Source organism: Paraburkholderia sejongensis, assembly GCF_020880815.1.
GTDB lineage: Bacteria > Pseudomonadota > Gammaproteobacteria > Burkholderiales > Burkholderiaceae > Paraburkholderia > Paraburkholderia sejongensis.
The window spans coordinates 104,626-120,325 of the sequence record NZ_JAJITD010000001.1 but is presented as its reverse complement, the minus strand read 5'-3'; the positions used below and the strand labels follow the sequence as shown (position 1 = coordinate 120,325).

Sequence of the window (15,700 nt, the reverse complement as noted above, 5' to 3'; positions counted from 1 at the left end):
TGCGCCACGATCAGCGGCCCAGCATCGGCAGCTTCAGGCCGGCTTCCCGCGCGGTCTGCTGCGCGAGTTCGTAGCCGGCATCCGCGTGACGCATCACGCCGGTCGCCGGGTCGTTCAACAGCACACGGCCCAGACGCTCGTGCGCGGCTTGCGTGCCGTCGGCGACGATCACGACGCCCGAGTGCTGCGAGAAGCCCAGGCCGACGCCGCCGCCATGATGCAGCGAGACCCACGACGCACCGCCCGCGGTGTTCAGCAGCGCGTTCAACAGCGGCCAGTCGCTGACCGCATCCGAGCCGTCCTTCATCGCTTCGGTTTCGCGGTTCGGGCTCGCGACCGAACCGGTGTCGAGGTGATCGCGCCCGATCACGATCGGCGCCTTCAGCTCGCCGTTCCTGACCATCTCGTTGAACGCCTGGCCGAGACGATAGCGATCCTTCACGCCGACCCAGCAGATCCGCGCCGGCAGACCCTGGAACGCGATGCGTTCGCGCGCCATGTCGAGCCAGTTGTGCAGATGCGGATCGTCGGGGATCAGTTCCTTGACCTTCGCATCGGTCTTGTAGATGTCCTCGGGATCGCCCGACAGCGCGACCCAGCGGAACGGGCCCTTGCCCTCGCAGAACAGCGGGCGGATATACGCGGGCACGAAGCCGGGGAAATCGAACGCGTTTTGAACGCCCATTTCCAGCGCCATCTGGCGGATGTTGTTGCCGTAGTCGAGCGTCGCCGCGCCGCGCTCCTGCAGCGTCAGCATCGCCCGCACCTGCGCCGCCATCGACTGCTTGGCCGGCGTGACGATGCTGTCCGGCGCGGTCTTCATCCGCTCGCGCCAGTCTTCGACGCGCCAGCCTTGCGGCAGGTAGCCGTGAATCGGATCGTGCGCGCTGGTCTGATCGGTCACGCAGTCCGGCGTGATGCCGCGCGCGACGCACTCGGCGAACACGTCGGCCGCATTGCCGAGCAGACCGACCGACACCGGCTTGCCGGCGCGCTTCGCTTCGTCGAGCAGCGCGAGCGCTTCGTCGAGCGTCTTCGCTTTTTTATCGACGTAGCGGGTCTTCAGACGGAAGTCGATGCGGGTCTCGTCGCATTCGACCGCGATCATCGAAAAGCCCGCCATCGTCGCCGCGAGCGGCTGCGCGCCGCCCATCCCGCCGAGGCCGCCGGTGAGAATCCAGCGGCCCTTCGGGTCGCCGTTGAAATGCTGGTTCGCGACCGAGAAGAAGGTCTCGTAGGTGCCCTGCACGATCCCCTGGCTGCCGATGTAGATCCAGCTGCCGGCGGTCATCTGGCCGTACATCATCAGGCCCTTGCGGTCGAGTTCGTGGAAGTGTTCCCACGTCGCCCAGTGCGGCACCAGGTTCGAATTGGCCAGCAGCACGCGCGGTGCGTCCGCATGGGTGCGGAACACGCCGACCGGCTTGCCCGACTGGATCAGCAGCGTTTCGTCTTCGTTCAGGTCCTTGAGCGACGTGAGAATCTGGTCGAAGCAATCCCAGTTGCGCGCGGCGCGGCCGATGCCGCCGTACACGACCAGCGCGTGCGGGTGCTCGGCTACTTCGGGATCCAGATTATTCTGGATCATCCGGTACGCGGCTTCCGCGATCCAGGTCTTGCAGGTCTTGTCCGCGCCGCGCGGTGCGCGGATCGTGCGGGTCGGGTCAAGACGCGGATCGATGTGTTTCGGATTGTTCATGGTGTCCCTCGCGATGCTCGAAGATATTCGATAAAGATTCGGTGGTAAGCGGAAAAAACCCGTTCAGAAATGACCTGTGAAGCGGTAGCGCGTGCCCGGGTGCCACAGATTCGCGACCGACGCGACCTGCCCTTGCGACCACGTGCGCCGGTGCAGCACCAGACATGGTTCGCGCTCGTCCATGTCGAGCAGGTCGCGGGTGCCGGCGTCGGCGGCTAAAGCCTCGATCCGGTACTCGACCCGCTGCAACGGCGCGACGCGCACCAGGTACTGGTTCGGCGTGGTGTTCGTGAAGTCCTGCAGCGCGTAGTCGGGCGCGACCGCCGGATTGACCCAGCGCTCTTCCAGCTGCACCGGCTCGTCGTTTTCGAAATGCAGCAGCCGCGAATGAAACAGCGGACTGCCCGGTTTCAGCTGCATTTCCTCGCTGAGCGCTTCGTCGGCGATGCTCGCGCCGATGCTGAGCACCTTGGCCTGATAGTGGTGACCGCGCGCGACGATTTCGTCCGAGATGCTGCGGATCGCGACCAGCGTCGACTCGTACTTGGGCCGGGCGACGAACGTGCCCGAGCCCTGCACGCGTGTGAGCACCTGCTCCGAGGTCAATTCGCGCAGCGCGCGATTGACCGTCATGCGCGCGACGTTGAACTCGCGCGCAAGCTCGTTTTCGGAGGGCACCTGGTCGCCTTCGGCCCACTCGCCCGCGTGAATGCGCGCGAGGATGAAGTCCTTGATGCCCTGATAAGCGGGTGCGTTCATCGGCGTGATCCGCGCACAGTCAAAACTTACTGTTCCGACACGAACGAGAACGGGCTCAGCTTCGCGATCGAGCCGTCCTGCACGCGCCTGGTGATCGCCGCGATGTCCGGCGCGAAGTAGTGATCGAGCTCGTAATGCGCGACTTCGCCGCGCACGAGGTCCATCACCTTTTGCAGGCTCGGGCTGGTCTTGTGCGGCGCGCGCAGATCGACGCCCTGCGCGGCGGCCAGCAGTTCGATGGACAGGATGTTCGCGGTGTTCTCGGCGATGTCGCCGAGCTTGCGCGCGGCGAACGTCGCCATCGACACGTGGTCTTCCTGGTTCGCCGATGTGGGCAGCGAATCGACCGAGGCCGGATGCGCGAGCGTCTTGTTTTCCGACGCGAGCGCGGCCGCGGTCACGTGCGCGATCATGAAGCCGGAGTTCACGCCGCCATCCTTGACGAGAAACGGCGGCAGGCCCGACAGCGTCGCGTCGATCAGCAGCGCGATACGGCGCTCGGCGAGCGCGCCGATTTCGGACGCGGCGAGCGCGAGGTTGTCGGCCGCGAACGCGACCGGCTCGGCGTGGAAGTTGCCGCCCGACAGCACTTCGCCGGTGTCCGGGAAAATCAGCGGGTTATCCGACACCGCATTCGCTTCGGTCAGCAGCGTTTGCGCGGCCTGGCGCATCTGGTCCAGACACGCGCCCATCACCTGCGGCTGGCAGCGCAGGCTGTACGGGTCCTGCACCTTGTCGCAATCGGCGTGCGACACGTTGATGCCCGACCCTTCGAGCAGCGAGCGGTAGGCGGCCGCCGCATCGATCTGGCCTTGATGGCCGCGCAGTTCGTGGATACGCGCATCGAACGGCTTGACCGAGCCCATCGCCGCGTCGACCGACAGCGCGCCGGCCACGAGACCGGTGCGGTACAGGTCTTCGATCGCGAACATGTTGTAGAGCGCGAGCGCGGTCGATGCCTGGGTGCCGTTCAGCAGCGCGAGACCTTCCTTCGCCTGCAGCGTCATCGGTTTCAGGCCGACCAGCGCGAGACCGTCGGTGGCCGCGATGCGTTCGCCCTTCGCGAACACTTCGCCGACGCCGAGCAGCACCGCCGACATATGCGCGAGCGGCGCGAGGTCGCCCGAAGCGCCGACCGAACCCTTGACGGGGATGACCGGCAGCACGTCCGCGTTGAACAGCTTGATCATCGCTTCCATCACTTCGCGGCGGATGCCCGAGTGACCGCGGCCCAGGCTCGACAGCTTCAGCGCCATCAGCAGACGCACGACCGGACGCGACATCGGCTCGCCGACGCCGACCGCGTGTGACAGTACGAGGTTACGTTGCAGCAGCTCGAGCTGGTCGCGCGGGATGTGGGTGCTGGCGAGGCGGCCGAAACCGGTGTTGATGCCATAAGCCGGCTCGCCCCTGGCGGTGATGTCGGCGACCGCCTGTGCGCACGCGTCGATCGCGGCGTGGCTGGCGGGATCGAGTTGCAGCGTGACCTGTTCGCGCGCGATCTGGCGCAGTTGCGGGAGGGTCAGATAGCCGGGCTTGAGAATCATGGTTGTGGTCCTGTCTATACAAGTTCGAATAAGTCTAGCGGGCCGCTGTTGTATATACAACTTCTTTTTCAAGATTTCCCGCCTGGGGATTTCCATGAGCGGAGCTGAGGACGCGCGGTCGGGCGCTTGATAGCTTGGCAAAGGCGTCCGCGGACGATTTGGACACACCTGCGCGGGCCGGGTTACAGCACTCCGGCGGCAGACTTGTATATACACGTGTACGAAATATCGGCCAAAGCAACGGCCAGTCCGGCGGCGCGGCGGCACTCCCGGCGCCCCAGGAGTCAGCGATAAAACAGTGATAGGAGAACCCGCCGGCAACTGCGATTATTGATTTCAAATCAAGATTGATTTGAAACCAGGCGCCTTTTTGCGAGAAATTTTCGACGCCATACTGCACGCCTTTCGATCGCGCTCGCGGTCCCCGTTCAGGCACTCAGGCCAGGCACACAGGAGAACGTCTTGAAGATTTTCGTTACAGGCGCAAGCGGCTTTATCGGCGGCTCGATCGCCGCGTATCTCGCGCGCGCCGGCCATCAGGTGCGCGGTCTGATCCGCAGTCCCGAACACAGCGCGCAATTGCGCCGGCTCGGCATCGAACCGGTGGTCGGCACGCTCGAGGACAGCGCGCGGTTGCACGCCGAAGCGCAAGCCGCCGACGCGGTGATCAACGCGGCGAGCAGCGACCACGAAGGCGCGGTGCGCGCGCTGATCGACGCTCTCGCCGGCTCCGGCAAGGTGTTGCTGCACACCAGCGGTTCGAGCATCGTCGGCGACGCGTCGGGCGGCGAGCGCGGCAACGCGCGCATCTATCACGAAGACGCGCTGCCCGAGCCGACCGCCGACAAGGCCGCGCGCGTCGCGATTGATCGCCTGGTGCTCGACGCCGCCGGCAAGAACATCCGTTCGGCGGTGTTGTGCAACACGCTGATCTACGGCCACGGCGCGGTCGACGGCAGCGCGAGCGTGCAGTTGCCGCGCCTCGTGCGGCAGGCGCAAAAGAGCGGCGTGGTGCGCCATGTCGGCAGCGGCGGCAACATCTGGTCGAACGTCCATATCGACGACGTCGCCGAGCTGTATCGGCTCGCGCTCGAAAAGACCCCGGCCGGCGCGTTCTATTTCGTCGAAAGCGGCGAAGCGTCGTTCCGGGAGATGAGCGCGGCGATCGCCCGCGCGCTGAAGCTGGGCGCGCCGCAAAACTGGCCGCTCGAAGACGCGAAAGAGGAATGGGGCTACGAGATGGCGTCGTACGGGCTCGGCTCGAACAGCCGGGTGCGCGGCGAACGCGCGCGCAAGCTGCTCGGCTGGCAGCCGCGCCGCACGTCGGTGATCGAGTGGATCGAGCGCGACATGATGGCGGATCCGCACTCCCGCTAGGCGCGCCGCGGGCTCGCGGCGCAGTTGCCACGCAGCCCGCGCAAACACGTTATTCAGGTGTCCTCACACGCGCGTGCAACCGTAAGCTGTGTAAGCGCAATCGTTGCGAATCCGTAAGCTCGTTTCGATAGAATCGCGCCGGCCTTGAAGTGCGCTCAGACCGTCGCACATGAGCCCGGACCCGATCGATGACCCTTGCGCTGAATTTCGACTGGCTAACCAACCTGCTGGCGATTCTGTTCGTCATAGCGTGCCTGTACGACGCGCGCTATGACGAATATGGCGTATTGACGCTCGCCGCGGCCGCGATGAGCCTCGTCGTGATGGCGATGGAAATGTTTTTCCGGCCCGCGTTCGAGATGGCGTTATAGCGCGCCCGCTCCCCCTCACTGTCCGCACGCCGCGCAACCGCCGTCCGCCTTCCCGTTCCCGTCATAGCGGTCGTGATGCCTGACCCAATCGGTCAGATTGCTCCGTTCGTTGCGCCCTTTCGGCGTCACGTCCAGATGCGCGTAGGTATTGATGAAGCGCTCGTCGCCACGTCCAAAGCATGAGTACGTGTGATACACGCCGCCGTTCACGTCCTTGTAGAACACGCTGTGGCCATGCTGCTCGTCGATGCCGACGTCCTGCTCGCTGAAGTTGTAGAACGCGTTTTTGCTCGCCAGCTGCTCGGGCGTAAACGACACGTGGTAGTCGAAATTGAAGTCGCTGCCATGCGACGACACCCACGGAAAACTCCATCCCATCCGCTGTTTGAACGCCTCGATCTTCGCGAGCGGCGCGCGCGACACCGTCACGTAGCTGACGTCGTGATGTTCCAGATGGGTGACGATGCCGGTCATATGGTCCGACAGAAACGAGCAGCCGACGCAGCCCTCTTGCCAATCCGGTCCCATCATGAAGTGATAGACGATCAGTTGACTGCGTCCGTCGAACAACCCGGCGAGCGTCTTGCGGCCTTGCGGCGTATCGAACGTATAGGTCTTGTCGACCTTGACCCACGGTAATTCGCGCCGCTTGCGCGCCAGTTCGTCGCCGGCGCGCATATGGGCTTTTTCCTCGGCGAGCAGCGCGCGGCTCGCGGCGAGCCATTCCTCGCGAGTGGCTGTGCGGTGTTGGGGATCCATCTGCGTCTCCTTTCCCGCGGCATGCGGGCTGAACGACTGAAGCGTTGGGCGATGCCCACGCGAAAGTCAAGCAGCGCCGCCCATTTCGCTCAAGATCCCCGATTAGCGTCAGATCGCCCAGCCGCCGACATAAAACCCGACCAGCACCGCCGCGATCGCCACCGTGCCCACATTGAGCTTGCGATACTCGCCGCTGACCACCCGGCCGATCACCAGCGTCGCGAAGCCGAGCATGATGCCGGTCACGATATTCGCGGTCAGCACGATAAACACCGCGCACACGAGCCCCGCCATCGCATCGACCATGTCGTCCATATGCAGCTTCGCGACGTTCGACAGCATCAGCAGACCGACGTACATCAGCGCGGGCGCGGTCGCATACGAAGGCACCAGCGCGGCGAGCGGCGAGAAGAACATCACCACGAGGAACAGCAGCCCGACCACCGCCGCCGCCATCCCGGTCTTCGCGCCGGCGGCGACGCCGACCGTCGATTCGATATACGCGGCCGCCGGCGCGCCGCCGAGCAGTCCCGAGAAAATCGAGCTGACCGAATCGGCGGTCAGCGCGCGGCCGCCGTTGATGATGCGGCCATTCGCATCGAGCTGCCCCGCCTGGCCGGCGACCGCGCGGATCGTGCCGGTCGCGTCGAACACCGCGGTCATCACCAGCGCGAGCACGCTCGGCAACACCGCCATCGAGAGCGCCCCCTTCACGTCCATCGCGCCGATCAGCGACGCATGGCCCGGCGCGGACAGCGACGGCACCGCGAACACGCCGTGAAACGCGACGGCCGGATCGAGCGCGAGCCCGAGCGCCGAAATCGCGACGATCACGATCAGGATCGCGCCCGGCACGCGCCGGCGCACCAGCCCGACGATCGCCGCGAGCCCGGCCACCGACATCAGCGCCGGCAACGCGGTGAGATGGCCGAGCGAGACCGGCAGACCGGCGCCCGGATTCTTCACGACGAGGCCGACATCGTTCGCGGCGATCAGCAGCAGAAAGAGGCCAATGCCGATGCCGGTGCCGTGCGCGATGCCCTCCGGCAGATTGCGCAGGATCCACGAGCGCACGCCGGTCACCGAAATCGCGGTGAACACGACGCCCATCAGGAACACCGCGCCGAGCGCGACGGTCGGATGCAGGCCCTTGCCGAGCACGAGGCCGAATGCGGTGAACGCGGTCAGCGAGATCGCGCAGCCGATCGCGATCGGCAGACGCGCCCACACGCCCATCAGCAGCGAGCCGAACGCGGTGGTCAGGCACACGGCGACGAACACCGCGCTGGTGTCGAAGCCGGCCTTGCCGAACATGCCGGGCACCACGAACACGGAGTAGACCATCGCGAGGAAGGTCGTGATGCCGGCGACGATTTCCGCGCGCTGCGTGCTGCCGCGCGCGGTGATATCGAAGTAGCGGTCGAGAAAGCCTTTGGAGTCGAACGACTCCGGCGCGACCTCGGGTGTCGCGAGGGCCTGGGGTTCCATCATGATGACTGCCTCCTTTATCAGCGTGCTGAAACGGCCGCAGCGGGCGAGCCGTCGTCAGGGTTGTCTCGTGGATGTATTGAATTCGAATGGCGCTTTTCTGAGTCGCAATGTAGGGGAACACAAATATGGGTCCAATCGCATGAATGGCATGCCGGACATGTCGCGCGACTTATATCTTTGGCGCGACGGCACAGCGCGTACGCACGCCGCGCGTTTACACCTACGCGCCGAGCAGCCTGCCGGGCGAGCGCGCGCGCCCCATGTGACGCCCGCGGCGGGCACGCGCCGTGCATCGCGAGCCGCGCCGCGGCGCGCGCGAAACCGGGGCCGGCGAGCCGTGCAGGTTAAACTCTGCCCCTATCTCATCCAATCGCGGCGGCTCCTCGCCTCCGCCCGCACCTGCTACGTGGAGCTTTTCCCGATGACTGGCGGTTTTCCGCGTCCTGTCGGGCGCCTGCCGATTGCATCGATTGCATCGATCGCATCGAGTGCACCGATCGCGGCGCGTCCCCCGTTCGAACCGTTCGCGCTGCACGCGCTGCTGCGGGTCGCGCGCATGCTCGCGGCGCTGGCCGCGCTGCTCGCGCTCGCCGCGTTGAGCGGCTGCAGCACCATGCTGTGGGGCACCCAGCAGGCCCCGATCGTCGATGCGACGGTGATGCCGGTCGAGCCGGCCAGCGCGCCGGTCGCGGCGTCCGAGCCGGAGCCGGCCGAGACCGCGAGCAACGAGCCGGAGCAGCCGAAGAAACCGAAGAAGCCGGTCGTCAAGCCGCGCCGGGTCGAGCCGTCGCCGCCCGTCGCCGCGCCGCCCCCGCCCCCGCCGCCGCCCCCGCCGCGGCAGCTGATCCTGCTGCGCGCGATCGATCGCAACGCGGCCCACACGCTGCTCGACAGCCAGGTGCAGAAGCCCGACGGCAAGCCGGTCGGCCGCGCGGTCGACATGATCGCCGACGCCGCCGGCAAGCCGCTCGAGATGGTCGTCAATCTGCAGGGCTTTCTCGGCGTCGGCGACCGCAAGGTGAACTTCCCGTGGAGCGCGTTCCGCTTCACGCCGAGCGCGAAGGAAGCACCGATCACGCTGAACGCGGGCGCGGTGCCGGCCGCCGCGAACAAGGCGAGCGCGCCGCAGCTGCCGATGCTCGATGCAACCGTCGAGCGCGCGAACGGCGCGAAGGTCGGCCGGGTGGTCGACGTGCTGATCGACGGCAACGCGCAGCCGCAGGCGGTGGTGCTCGACGTCAGCGGGATGGTCAGCACCGAGCGCCGCACGATCGCCGCGAACTGGTCCGCGCTGCGCTTCGTCACGCGCGACAAGGAACTGCATCCGCTGCTCGAATTGAGCGACGCGCAGATCAACGCAACGCCGCCGTACGCCGCCGATAAACCGATTCGCGCGGTGTCGCCCGGTCCGGCGCCGGCGCCCGCCGCCTCCGCGGTGCCCGCCGCGTCCGCGCCGGGCGCATCGGCCGGCGGCTCCCCGGCTGGCGGCTCGGCCGGCGGCACGACTGGCTCGGCGCCGTCCGGCTCGACCGCCGTGGCGGTCTCCAACGCACGGGCGGTCCGATGACGGTCCGCACAGTAGTCACGGCCCGCAGTCTGCGCGCGCTCGATTGGCTGAACTTCTTCGTCGCCAATGTGCAGACCGGTTTCGGGCCGTTCATCGCGTCGTATCTGGCATCGCATAAGTGGACCCAGGGCGAGATCGGCATGGTGCTGTCGGTCGGCACGATCAGCGCGATGGTCAGCCAGGTGCCCGGCGGCGCCGCGGTCGATGCGCTGCGCAACAAGAAAGGCGCGGCCGCGTGGGCGATCGTCGCGATCATCCTCAGCGCGATGCTGCTCGCGGTCAGCCCGACCGTGCTGCCGGTGATCGCCGCCGAGGTGTTCCACGGCTTCGCAAGCTGCATGCTGACGCCGGCGCTCGCGGCGATCTCGTTCGCGCTGGTGGGGCGCGCCAATCTCGGCGACCGGCTCGGCCGCAACGCGCGTTGGGCGTCGATCGGCAGCGCGGTCGCCGCCGGCTTGATGGGTCTCTTTGGCGAGTACTACTCGCCGCGCGCGGTGTTCTTTCTGACCGCGGGGCTCGCGGTGCCGGCGCTGATCGCGCTATCGATGATCCAGCGCACCGACACGATCGAGCTGCCCAAAGCGGCGCCGACACCCGAGCAGCTGGAGCGGCGCGAGAGCCTGCGCGAGTTGCTGCGCGACCGGCGTCTGCTGCTGTTCGCCGCATGCATCGTGCTGTTCCATCTGTCGAACGCGGCGATGCTCAATCTCGCGGCCGGCGAAGTGACGGCCGGCATGGGCGACAACGTGCAGCTGGTGATTGCCGCGTGCATCATCGTCCCGCAGGCGATCGTCGCGATGATGTCGCCGTGGGTCGGCCGCTCGGCCGAGCGCTGGGGTCGTCGGCCGATCCTGCTGCTCGGCTTCTCGGCATTGCCGATCCGCGCGCTGCTGTTCGCCGGGATCAGCAGTCCGTATCTGCTGGTGCCGGTGCAGATGCTCGACGGTCTGAGCGCCGCGGTGTTCGGCGTGATGCTGCCGCTGATCGCCGCCGACGTGGCCGGCGACAAGGGCCGCTACAACCTGTGTATCGGTCTGTTCGGGCTCGCGGCCGGGATCGGCGCGACGCTCAGCACGACCGCGGCGGGCTTCGTCGCCGATCACTTCGGCAATGCGGTGAGCTTCTTCTGCCTCGCGGCGGCGGGCGCGCTCGCGGTGCTGCTGGTGTGGGCGGCGATGCCGGAGACGCGCGATGCGCCGGCCGGCAATGGCGATGGGACGCCGGTGACCAATGGAGGGAAATCGACCGCGCGGTGAGTGTTGCGCGGGACCGTTGGCGGATGGCAAAAGAGGCGCGATCTTTCGATCGCGCCTCTTTTTTTGCGGGTCATTGTGCGCGCGGCGCCGCGCGTCGCGTCCTCAATCGATCGGCTTGCCCGCCGTCTCCCGCATCAACGGCAACGGCAGCAGCGACACCACGCTGCACCCGATCAGATACCACGCCGGCGCGAGATTGCTGCCGGAAATCTGGATCAGCCACGTTGCGAAAAACTGCGCGAAGCCGCCGAAAATCGATACGCCCAGGCAATACACGATCGACATCCCGGTCGCGCGGATCGCGCGCGGAAAGAGCTCCGGCAGCATCACGATATTGGGCACCGCGGTGAACGCGACCAGCACCGCGAGAGCGGCGACCACCGCGAGCAGCACCGGCACCGTCGGCACCGCGTTGATCGCCATGAAGGCCGGATAGACCGCCAGAATCAGCAGCACGCGCGACACCGCCATCACCGGCTTGCGGCCGAGCCGGTCGGACAGCGCGCCGGCGAGCGGCGAGCAGATCACCGTGACCACCGCGCCGGTCCACGCGGCCCACAACGCCGACGCCATCGGCAGATGCAGGATCTTGATCGCGTAGGTCGATAGATAGAACAGCACGATGTAGTTCGCCGCGGTGCCGCCGATCGTCGTCAGCGTGCCGGTCGTGATCGAGCGCGCGTGGTCGCGAAACAGCTTGCGCACCGGCAGCGAGGCCGGTTGTTCGGCCGGCTTCGCGAGCGGGGTCGAGGCCGCCTGCGCCGCCCCATCCTCGACACCCGGCAAGGTCTCGTCCAGATGCCGCCGGATATAGATGCCGATCGGCCCCATCGCCATGCCGATTACGAACGGCACGCGCCAGCCCCAGCTTTCGAGCGCGGCCGGCGACAGCGTCGAGGCGAGCGCGACGCCGAGCAGCGAGCCCACCACCGTGTTCGCGCCCTGGCTGACGAACTGCCAGCTGCCGTAGAAACCCCGCGTGCGGTCGCTCGCGTATTCGAGCAGCAGCGCGGTCGATGCGCCGACCTCGCCGCCCAGCGCGAAGCCCTGAATCAGCCGCGCGACGATGATCAGCAGCGGCGCGGCCACGCCGATCGTCGCGTAACCGGGCGCGAATGCGATGATCGCCGAGCCGAGCGTCATCAGCCACAGCGTCAGGCTCATCGCGGCCTTGCGGCCCGCGCGGTCGGCATAGCCGCCGAGAATCACGCCGCCCACCGGCCGCATGATGAAGCCGACCCCGAACGTGCCGACCGCGAGCATCAGTTGCACGAGCTGCCCTTCGACCGGGAAAAACAGCTTGCCGATGATCGTCGCGAAGAAGCTGTAGATCGTGAAGTCGAAAAATTCGAGGCCGTTGCCGAGCGTGATCGCGGCAATCGCCTTGGCGTGGCTCGCGCGTTTTTCGGGCGCAAGCGCCGTTGGCGCGCCGCCGGCGGCCGTGGCAACGCGCTGCGCTGCGTCGCGGTCCGCGGGCTGGGGGGTGGCGGAATAGTTCATCTGAGTCTCCATCGTGTTTTACTGCGCGGCCTGCGCGCCGCTGCGGGCGTGGCCCTCGCTGCGCGCACGGCCAACACTGCCATCACTGCCGGAGCGGGCCGGCGAATGCCGCCGCCGCGCCGCCGCGTCAGACCAGGAACGTCTGCGCGAGCTTGACCCAGTACGCGGCGCCGGTTGCGAGCGCGTCGTCGTTGAAGTCGTAGCCGGGGTTGTGGACCATGCAGCCGCCCTCGCCGTCGCCATTGCCGATGATCAGATAGCTGCCCGCGCAGCGCTCCAGCAGGAACGCGAAGTCTTCGCTACCGGTGAGCGGCTGCATATCGCGGATCAGCCCGTCTTCGCCGAGCCAGTCGAGCGCGACCTGCCGCGCGAGCGCGGTCATTTCGACGTCGTTCACCAGCACCGGATAGCGGCGCTGATAATCGACCTCGGCGCGCGCGCCGAAGATCTCCGCCTGACCGGTCGCGACCGCGGTGATGCGTTCCTGCAGGTGGTCGCGCACCTCGGGGCGCAGCGCGCGCACCGACAGGCGCATCTCGGCGGTCTCGGGAATCACGTTCGGCGCTTCGCCCGCGTGGATCGCGCCGACCGTGATGATCGCCATGTCGAGCGGCGCGATGTTGCGCGCGACGATCGCCTGCAACGCGAGCACGATCTGCGCGCACACGACGACCGGATCGACCGCCTTATGCGGCACCGCGCCGTGGCCGCCGCGCCCGATCACCTTGATGACGACCGTATCCGACGACGCCATGAAGGAACCCGGCAGGAATCCGAATTTTCCGGTCGGATGGCCGGGCATGTTGTGCATCGCGAACACCGCGTCGCACGGGAACTCGTCGAACAGCCCGTCTTCGAGCATTTTCTTCGCGCCGGCAAGACCTTCCTCGGCCGGCTGGAAAATCAGATTCAGCGTGCCGTCGAAGTTCTTTTCCTGCGCGAGGTGTTTGGCGGCGGCCAGCAGCATCGCGGTGTGGCCGTCGTGGCCGCATGCGTGCATCTTGCCGGGCACCTTGCTCGCGTACGGCAGGCCGGTGGTTTCGTGGATCGGCAGCGCGTCCATGTCGGCGCGCAGACCGAGCCGGCGGGCGCCGTTGCCGACTTTCAATTGTCCGACCACGCCGGTCTCGCCCATCCCGCGATGCACGCTGTAGCCCCATTCGGTCAGGCGTTCGGCGACCAGATCGGCGGTCGCGAATTCCTCATACGCGAGTTCGGGATGCGCGTGGATGCGGCGGCGCAACTCGATCATTTCTTCTTCGACTGCGGCGATGCCGGCGGGAATGACCATCGTGTTCACGGGTGTCTCCTCTGTCGTACTAGCTGAAAAGTGAACCAAGCATAGCCACGCCGATATTCGAGCGGCAGGCGTAGAATCGTTCCGCCAGCAACCAGCGGTTGCCACCCTCCCCCGTGCAAATGAGATGAAACTGCATCAACTCAATACCCTGGCGGCGATCGCGGATACCGGAAGTATCCGGGCCGCGGCACGCTCGCTGGAGCTGTCGCCGGCCGCCGTGACCAAGGCGATGCGCGAGCTGGAAGCCGATCTGCACGCGCCGCTGATCGTGCGCGGCGCGAGCGGGGTCGCGTTCACCGAATTCGGCCGCGCGCTGGTCGTGCATGCGCGGCTCGTGCTCGGCCAGTTGCAGCGCGCCGAAGCGGAGATCGAGGCGATGCGCGGCGCGGCCGCGGGGAAGCTGTCGATCGGTGTCACGCCGTGGGTCGCGCTGACCTTCCTGCCGCCCGCGGTGCAGCGCTTTCGCGAACGGATGCCGGAAGTGCAGCTGGAATTTTTCGAAGGCCTGCTCGCGGTCGTGCAGCCGCGTTTGCGCGACGGCAGTCTGGACTTTTCGATCGGCCGGCCGCCGCCCGCGTCGCCGCAATCGGAGTTTCATAACGTGCCGCTGTTTTCGACCCATTCGGCGGTGGTCGCGCGGCGCGAGCATCCGTTGGCCGGCTGCCGCACGCTGCTCGAATTGCAGGACGCGGAGTGGGTGCTGAACTACGACCCGGCGAGCCGCGAGTCGATCGCCGACAACCTGTTCCGCCAGCGCGGGATGCGCGTGCCGCACACGATCCTGCTCGCGCATTCGCTGGCGATCGTGCTCGGTCTGCTCGCGCACACCGACATGCTGAGCATCTTTCCGTGGCCGCTCGTCGAGGTGATGCTCGCGAAGGAAAACCTCGCGGCACTGCAATTGCGCGAAACCGTCGACGAAACGCTGGTCAGCATCACGTCGCGGCGCGGCGCGCCGACGAGCCCGGCGGCCGAATGTTTTCTGGACTGCCTGCGTGAGACGATCGACGCCGGCGCGCGCTCGCCGGAGCCGGAGATGAAGCGGCTATTTCACTCGATCGAATTGCTGCTGTAGCGGCGCGGGTGGCGGCCGCCTCGCCTCGAATCAATCCAGAAACTCGCCCGCGCGTTTTCTCAGCATCGCGCTGAAATCGTCGAGCCAGCCGATCGACAACCGCCAGCTCTGCCAGTACAGATCGACGTCGATATGCTTGCCCGGCGCGATCTCGACCAGCTCGCCCCGCGCCAGGTGCCCGGCGATCATCCGCTCCGGACACATCCCCCAGCCGAGCCCCGTCACGCACGCGCGCAGAAAACCGCCGACGTGCGGAATCCAGTGCAGCGGCGGCTCCAGTTCCGCGCGCGTGATGCGGCGCATGAAGCGCCGTTGCAGTTGATCCTTCGGATTGAAATCGACGCACGGCGTGCGCCGCAGACTGTCGCGCGTGACGCCGGCCGCGAAATAGCGGTCGCGAAACGCGGGCGAGCACACCGCCAGATAGCGCATCCGGCCGAGCCGCACCGAGCGGCAGCCTTGCACCGGTTCGGCCTGGGTGGTGATCGCGCCTTGCACGCTGCCATCGCGAATCCGCTGCGCGGTGTGGTCCTGATCGTCGATCACCAGATCGAGCAGCATCTCGCGCTCGACGCAAAACGGCGCGACCGCATCGATGAACCAGGTGCCGACGCTGTCGTCGTTGACCGCGACCCGCAGCGCCGGCCGCTGCTCGACCAGCGCGCCGGGCAGCGCCGGCAGGCGGCCGTTCAGTTCCGCTTCCAACAGTTGCACGCGCTCGGTATGACGGCACAGCAGCGCGCCCGACGGCGTCGCGACGCACGGCTGGCCGCGCTTGACCAGCACGCTGCCGACTCGCTCCTCGAGCAGCTTGACCCGCTGCGACACCGCGGACGGCGTGATATTGAGTTCGCTCGCGGCGCGGTCGAACGAGCCGTGGCGGACCACGGCGGCCAGCGCGTCAAGCAGCGCATAGTCCAACATTAGCGTTCCTTAATCGGCATTAAGTAAATTAGCTTCTCTTATGAGAGCCCAGCCCGCAGACTAGCGCCAATGTTT

Annotated in this window: 13 protein-coding genes; 5 read left to right on the top strand and 8 right to left on the bottom strand. The window is 67.0% G+C overall.

Annotated features, from left to right (window positions below; translation table 11 throughout):
• Positions 1–10 precede the first annotated feature (10 nt).
• The 3 genes from hutU to hutH form a co-directional block, all read right to left on the bottom strand.
• Positions 11–1,699 carry a urocanate hydratase gene (gene hutU / locus LJ656_RS00470; RefSeq protein ID WP_230507270.1) on the bottom strand — a complete coding sequence of 563 codons (1,689 nt, stop codon included), beginning with the start codon at positions 1,697–1,699 and terminating at the stop codon, positions 11–13.
• 63 nt (positions 1,700–1,762) lie between these two features.
• Positions 1,763–2,458, bottom strand: coding sequence for a histidine utilization transcriptional repressor HutC (hutC, locus tag LJ656_RS00465; RefSeq protein ID WP_230507269.1), 696 nt, complete (start codon positions 2,456–2,458; stop codon positions 1,763–1,765).
• Positions 2,459–2,484: 26 nt separating this feature from the next.
• Entirely contained in the window at positions 2,485–4,005 is a 1,521-nt protein-coding gene (gene hutH, locus LJ656_RS00460; protein ID WP_230507268.1) for a histidine ammonia-lyase, read from the bottom strand.
• A gap of 462 nt (positions 4,006–4,467) precedes the next feature.
• Between hutH and LJ656_RS00455 the strand changes: the two genes are divergently transcribed.
• On the top strand, positions 4,468–5,382 hold the full coding sequence (locus tag LJ656_RS00455) for an NAD-dependent epimerase/dehydratase family protein (protein WP_230507266.1): 915 nt from the start codon (positions 4,468–4,470) through the stop codon (positions 5,380–5,382).
• 188 nt (positions 5,383–5,570) lie between these two features.
• On the top strand, positions 5,571–5,753 hold the full coding sequence (locus LJ656_RS00450; RefSeq protein ID WP_230507264.1) for a hypothetical protein: 183 nt from the start codon (positions 5,571–5,573) through the stop codon (positions 5,751–5,753).
• A gap of 15 nt (positions 5,754–5,768) precedes the next feature.
• Here LJ656_RS00450 and LJ656_RS00445 read toward each other — a convergent pair whose 3' ends face one another.
• Positions 5,769–6,512: a DUF899 domain-containing protein gene (locus LJ656_RS00445; protein ID WP_230507262.1), complete on the bottom strand. Its 744-nt coding sequence runs from the start codon at positions 6,510–6,512 to the stop codon at positions 5,769–5,771.
• Between the two features lie 108 nt (positions 6,513–6,620).
• On the bottom strand, positions 6,621–8,003 hold the full coding sequence (locus LJ656_RS00440) for an NCS2 family permease (RefSeq protein ID WP_230507260.1): 1,383 nt from the start codon (positions 8,001–8,003) through the stop codon (positions 6,621–6,623).
• A 421-nt stretch (positions 8,004–8,424) separates the two neighbouring features.
• Here LJ656_RS00440 and LJ656_RS00435 point away from each other — a divergent pair, with 421 nt between their 5' ends.
• Both LJ656_RS00435 and LJ656_RS00430 read left to right on the top strand, forming a co-directional pair.
• Entirely contained in the window at positions 8,425–9,570 is a 1,146-nt protein-coding gene (locus tag LJ656_RS00435) for a PRC-barrel domain-containing protein (protein WP_425605886.1), read from the top strand.
• Complete coding sequence (locus LJ656_RS00430) at positions 9,567–10,826, top strand: MFS transporter (protein WP_230507258.1); 1,260 nt, start codon at positions 9,567–9,569, stop codon at positions 10,824–10,826. The genes LJ656_RS00435 and LJ656_RS00430 overlap by 4 nt, the downstream gene beginning before the upstream one ends.
• 102 nt (positions 10,827–10,928) lie before the next feature.
• Here LJ656_RS00430 and LJ656_RS00425 read toward each other — a convergent pair whose 3' ends face one another.
• Both LJ656_RS00425 and LJ656_RS00420 read right to left on the bottom strand, forming a co-directional pair.
• Complete coding sequence (locus tag LJ656_RS00425; RefSeq protein ID WP_230507256.1) at positions 10,929–12,326, bottom strand: MFS transporter; 1,398 nt, start codon at positions 12,324–12,326, stop codon at positions 10,929–10,931.
• Between the two features lie 127 nt (positions 12,327–12,453).
• Entirely contained in the window at positions 12,454–13,626 is a 1,173-nt protein-coding gene (locus tag LJ656_RS00420) for a M20 aminoacylase family protein (protein WP_230507255.1), read from the bottom strand.
• Positions 13,627–13,750: 124 nt separating this feature from the next.
• On the opposite strand from LJ656_RS00420, the gene LJ656_RS00415 reads away from it, so the two are divergent.
• Entirely contained in the window at positions 13,751–14,701 is a 951-nt protein-coding gene (locus tag LJ656_RS00415) for a LysR family transcriptional regulator (RefSeq protein WP_230507254.1), read from the top strand.
• Positions 14,702–14,731: 30 nt separating this feature from the next.
• On the opposite strand, the gene LJ656_RS00410 is transcribed toward LJ656_RS00415, so the two are convergent.
• Positions 14,732–15,625 (bottom strand): LysR family transcriptional regulator ArgP, encoded by an 894-nt coding sequence (locus LJ656_RS00410; RefSeq protein ID WP_230507253.1) that lies wholly within the window; start codon positions 15,623–15,625, stop codon positions 14,732–14,734.
• Positions 15,626–15,700: the final 75 nt, after the last annotated feature.

Bases quoted from the DNA above. Each gene is read 5' to 3' on its own strand.
- hutC (WP_230507269.1), bottom strand. From the start codon at position 2,458: ATGAACGCACCCGCTTATCAGGGCATCAAGGACTTCATCCTCGCGCGC.
- hutU (WP_230507270.1), bottom strand. From the start codon at position 1,699: ATGAACAATCCGAAACACATCGATCCGCGTCTTGACCCGACCCGCACG.
- LJ656_RS00425 (WP_230507256.1), bottom strand. From the start codon at position 12,326: ATGAACTATTCCGCCACCCCCCAGCCCGCGGACCGCGACGCAGCGCAG.
- hutH (WP_230507268.1), bottom strand. From the start codon at position 4,005: ATGATTCTCAAGCCCGGCTATCTGACCCTCCCGCAACTGCGCCAGATC.
- LJ656_RS00450 (WP_230507264.1), top strand. From the start codon at position 5,571: ATGACCCTTGCGCTGAATTTCGACTGGCTAACCAACCTGCTGGCGATT.
- LJ656_RS00445 (WP_230507262.1), bottom strand. From the start codon at position 6,512: ATGGATCCCCAACACCGCACAGCCACTCGCGAGGAATGGCTCGCCGCG.
- LJ656_RS00415 (WP_230507254.1), top strand. From the start codon at position 13,751: ATGAAACTGCATCAACTCAATACCCTGGCGGCGATCGCGGATACCGGA.
- LJ656_RS00435 (WP_425605886.1), top strand. From the start codon at position 8,425: ATGACTGGCGGTTTTCCGCGTCCTGTCGGGCGCCTGCCGATTGCATCG.
- LJ656_RS00430 (WP_230507258.1), top strand. From the start codon at position 9,567: ATGACGGTCCGCACAGTAGTCACGGCCCGCAGTCTGCGCGCGCTCGAT.
- LJ656_RS00440 (WP_230507260.1), bottom strand. From the start codon at position 8,003: ATGATGGAACCCCAGGCCCTCGCGACACCCGAGGTCGCGCCGGAGTCG.
- LJ656_RS00410 (WP_230507253.1), bottom strand. From the start codon at position 15,625: ATGTTGGACTATGCGCTGCTTGACGCGCTGGCCGCCGTGGTCCGCCAC.